The 3487-nt window shown below is 57.9% G+C and carries 4 protein-coding genes; 1 reads left to right on the top strand and 3 read right to left on the bottom strand.

Features of this window, described 5'->3' with window-relative positions; translation table 11 throughout:
* Positions 1–136: 136 nt before the first annotated feature.
* The 3 genes from EAV90_RS39995 to EAV90_RS38860 all read right to left on the bottom strand — a co-directional run bounded on the left by EAV90_RS39995 (position 137) and on the right by EAV90_RS38860 (position 1847).
* Entirely contained in the window at positions 137–367 is a 231-nt protein-coding gene (locus tag EAV90_RS39995; RefSeq protein WP_164937300.1) for a hypothetical protein, read from the bottom strand.
* A gap of 254 nt (positions 368–621) precedes the next feature.
* The gene (locus EAV90_RS38865; protein ID WP_129146445.1) at positions 622–996 is read right to left on the bottom strand and encodes a hypothetical protein; all 375 of its coding nucleotides are present in this window, start codon (positions 994–996) and stop codon (positions 622–624) included.
* 254 nt (positions 997–1250) lie between these two features.
* Positions 1251–1847, bottom strand: a complete 597-nt coding sequence (locus EAV90_RS38860) for a phasin family protein (protein ID WP_129146444.1) — start codon at positions 1845–1847, stop codon at positions 1251–1253.
* Between the two features lie 233 nt (positions 1848–2080).
* On the opposite strand from EAV90_RS38860, the gene EAV90_RS38855 reads away from it, so the two are divergent.
* Positions 2081–3022, top strand: coding sequence for an alpha/beta fold hydrolase (locus EAV90_RS38855; protein ID WP_129146443.1), 942 nt, complete (start codon positions 2081–2083; stop codon positions 3020–3022).
* Positions 3023–3487 lie beyond the last annotated feature (465 nt).

The raw sequence follows: 3487 nt of genomic DNA, 5'->3' as shown, positions 1-3487 counted from the left end.
ACAAAGCGAAGGCGCTCCTCCATTACCGAACTCGCTTTCCACGGCATCCACACCTCCCGCAGAACAAAAGCGGAAAGTGTAACCCATGTGCCCGGTACGTTCTGTCACCTATGTCTCGGGCCGCTCACCCGTCTTATCAGCAGGTTAGCTGGGTTGAAGGCCGCAGCGCAATGCGCGAAACCTCCCCGTAGCAAAACGGTAGCAGCGCAGCTCTTGTTTTTTCACCGGAAAACGAATCCTTGCTGAGAAGCAAATCTTCTGAAGGGAAGCGCGCGACCAAGTGAAGATCGGTTACTTCACTTAATCCCTTCTCTTTCAAGGATTCCAAGGATTCGCCGTATCGGCCAACTTCGCGATTTGCTGCCACGCCGAGTTCGATCTGATGCGGACAAGACCAGCTGACTCCTAATCAGCGGGTCCCAGGTTCGAGCCCTGGTGCGCCCACCACCCTTAAGAGATTGGCCCGCAAGGGCTTTTTTTAATTTCGCGACAGAACAAGCCGGGTCTCGTGCGACGCTTCTAATGGTCGTACGTCGCACGCCGTGCGACGAGTCGGATAATTAGGGCCGAAGGCCATCCACCGCTGAAACGCGCAGCCAAATGAGACCTATCGGTCTGCGTTCAGCTCTTCATGCCTTCCGTCCGCACCTGCAATTCAAGCCTGTCGATGCCGGAATCGGCGAGAGCCGCATTGCGGGCGCGATAGTGCTTCACGATGGTCTGCGCGCTTCGGTATGAATGCCCTGTGATGTCGCAGATCGTCAGCAAGTCGCAGCCAGCCCGATCGAGAAGCATGACGCAGGTATCGCGTAGGTCCTGGTCATGCTTTTGGTCGAGTTCGCCGGCGCCGTTGACGAACATTAGGGTGGGGCAAGGCTTCACGTGCCATGCTGTCTCGTCGCCATTGCTGTCGCGAGCGGTCTGCGCATCCAGCCATTCCGCTAATGCGCGCTTGCGCTGATCGACCGCTCGAGCGCGCTGCGCTTCCGAGATCATGGACGCACTCACGTTGAACGCAGCGGCGATCCGCCTCTGGGGCTCACCGTTCTGCTGTCCTGCGAGCGCGATCCGCAGCTGCTCGGGGGTCAACTTGAACAAAAGAAGTGGCTCTTCGCCTATCGATGCTCGAGCAGTGTCTTGAGCTGACTGTGGATTATTGTGGAAGCGAAGCCGGAATTTTCGCGAGCCAGGACAGGCACAGGCGAGGCTGAGGGTCCGCCGCGCCGGTGGCATGATTGTACCAGCCGCCCTTAGGCAGCCTGCCGCATGCGTTCGATGCTCTGAGTTATATGATTTCCGGCATCGTCCGCCACCTTCAGAGACAAGTCGGCCATCCGGCGGTGGGTATCCAACGCACTCTTGATCGTGTCACGCATCAGATCGGTTTGCACAGCGGCCAAATCGTGAGGAGTGCGGCAGCTCCAGAGTTCATTCATGCGATCCATGTTCCTCTCGATCTGCTGTCGCATGAAATCGAAGTACTCGCGCGACGCACCGTTCATTCCTTTCGCGACTGCGGTCGTAGAATACATGATTGCTTCGGCATTGCGGACCGAGCGTTCCGCTGCCTGCTGCGCCTCATTGCCGCTCAAACCGAACGTGCGACCCAGCTGATCAGTCGAGCGGCCCATCATGGCCGCCGCCATGTCGAGTCCGAAGCGCCAGGCGTTTTGCAACATCTCGGTATTTTGCCGCAAGAGATGGCCGCTGGCTTGCGCCACCTCCTCCCCAGCCTCGGCGGTGGCCAAGCCGATCCGTCTGGTCTGCTCAGCGGTCCTCTCGCCGGCGCGGCGGATTGTGTCCTCAGGGCTTTGGGTGGGTTTTTCCTCTGGGCGTGGATTGGTCATTTCGTTGCTCCATCGTTCTTGTTCGTGAGGCGGATCGCTTTGCGCTGCGTCACATGCGATCCTTGGCGAGCAAACGTGAGCAATTCTGGACCGTTCCGGGCCGAGCGATCTTTTAATCAATCCTCCGCGATTGCGCGCAGGAACGAGCACTTCAACTTCCAATTATTGCTTGATCTGGCTCGTCTGCTCGCGCTCCGGGCCAGATGTTGTTGGTCCTAGCGCAAGGCTCAGTCATGACCACCGCTGAAACCGTACTGCTCATCGCGACCCTGTTGTTGGCGCTTCTCGTCATCGGCAACATCGGCTTCTCCAAGCTGGCCGAGCGAAGGAATCCGCCTATCGGCAAGTTTCTCGAGTGCGACGGCGTGGTACTCCACTATATCGATCGGGGCGATCCCGCGGCTCCTTGCGTCTTGCTGCTTCATGGCAATGGATCCATGATCCAGGACTTCATAATCGGCGGGCTGGTCGATCTTCTTGCCCGCAGCAATCGCGTGGTATGCTTCGACCGCCCGGGCTTTGGCTACAGTCAGCGGCCGCGGCTCCGAGTATGGAGCGCAGCTGCTCAAGCAGCTCTGCTGGTGAAGGGGCTCGAGCAACTCGGGATCCGCGATCCCGTGGTGCTGGGCCATTCTTGGGGCGCCTTGGTCGCTATCGCTCTCGGCATGCGGAAGGATTATCCGATCCGCGGTCTTGTACTTGCGTCCGGCTACTACTTCCCGACCTTCCGATTGGATGTGTGGTTGATGTCAGGTCCGGCCATACCGGTCTTGGGCGACTTGGTCAGCTACACCGTCGCGCCGATCATCTCGTGGGCCATGTTGCCCGGAGCCCTCCGCAAGATTTTCGCGCCCCGATCCGTCCCGTCGACATTTAAGAATGAATTTCCAGCGTCTCTCGTTCTCAGGCCCACACAATTGAGGGCGGCTGCGCAGGAAAGCGCACTCCTCATTCCAACTGCAACACAGTTCCAAGCTCACTATTCGACTATGGGTCCCCGCGTAAAAATATTCCATGGAGCAGAGGACCAGGTGATCGAACAGAAACAAGCTCGAGATTTACATCAAGCGCTGCCTCGGTCCGATCTTCACCTAATTCCGAATGCCGGACATATGGTCACGCACGCAGAACCCGCTGCCATTGCCGAGGCCATCAATTCAATGACGAAATATTAGGAGGGCTTGTCTAGCCGGCCTATCCTCCGGCTCATCCCGTCTGAACTCACTTGGATCCTCAGAGTAATCGAACAACCCGCCCGCGCCCGACACTGCGCCAGCACGTTGCGACTTCACGCAGGTCTGCGCGAGGCCCGACCGCGATACGTCTCCGGCGAAGAATGATATTTCCCCGCACCACCTCGAAGTTTAATCTGCTTGCGCGTTGAGCGACTAAAGCAGTCTTAGACGAATAACCTATCGCGATTGACCGTGTTGGCGTTTTCACACACAGCCAAGACCCTTACCGGTCCGCAGCCCTCGGAGGTGAAACAGCTCGTGCCGGAATCATGACTACGCGGCCTAGCACTACTTTGGCAGATTGTTGATTTTGGCGCGTTTTATAGGATTCCCGAATCAATTTTTCAATGATTCATGGGTGGTCGGCTCTTGGAGGGCTGACCATGCTGGGATGGGAAGACGAAC

The sequence above is a fragment of the Bradyrhizobium vignae genome, assembly GCF_004114425.1.
GTDB lineage: Bacteria > Pseudomonadota > Alphaproteobacteria > Rhizobiales > Xanthobacteraceae > Bradyrhizobium > Bradyrhizobium vignae.
This window is presented reverse-complemented; position numbering and strand designations above follow the sequence as displayed.